General features: G+C 74.1%; 1 pseudogene. It reads right to left on the bottom strand.

Annotated features, from left to right (window positions below):
- Nucleotides 1-383 (bottom strand): annotated as a pseudogene (locus AC2W7M_RS27200) (DNA mismatch repair endonuclease MutL); the annotation flags it as partial.
- Between the last annotated feature and the right edge of the window lie 135 nt (nt 384-518).

The raw sequence follows: 518 nt of genomic DNA, 5'->3' as shown, positions 1-518 counted from the left end.
CATGGGGGCTCCGGCCGCGCCAGCGCCACCAGACGGTCGGCGATGGTGGCGGCGGTGCGCGGCGCGCGCGCGGCGAGTGCGTCCTTCAGGGTGCGCACGATCAGCGCCCGCACGTTGCCACCGTCGCGGAAGCGCACCTCGGTCTTGGCGGGGTGCACGTTCACATCCACCTCGCGCGGGTCGAGGGTGAAGAACAGCGCCAGCACCGGGTGCCGGTCGGAGGGCAGGAGGTCGGCATAGGCCGCGCGCACCGCCCCCATGAGCAGCTTGTCGCGCACCGGCCGGCCGTTCACGAACAGGAACTGGCTCAGGGAATTGGCCTTGGAGAAGGTGGGCAGGCCGGCGAGCCCCTCCAGAACCACGCCCTCCCGCGCCCCCTCCACCGGGACTCACGTTCGGCCCCGCCTCGCCCCCAGAACGTCGGCGATGCGCGCGGCGCGCCCGTCCGCAGTGCCCGGCACGGGGCCCGGGAAGGTGATTGGGGCGCGCGCTCGTCCACCACCAGGGTGAAGGCCACG

The sequence above is a fragment of the Xanthobacter sp. BG11Y11_SDJG genome, from assembly GCF_057364445.1.
This window is presented reverse-complemented; position numbering and strand designations above follow the sequence as displayed.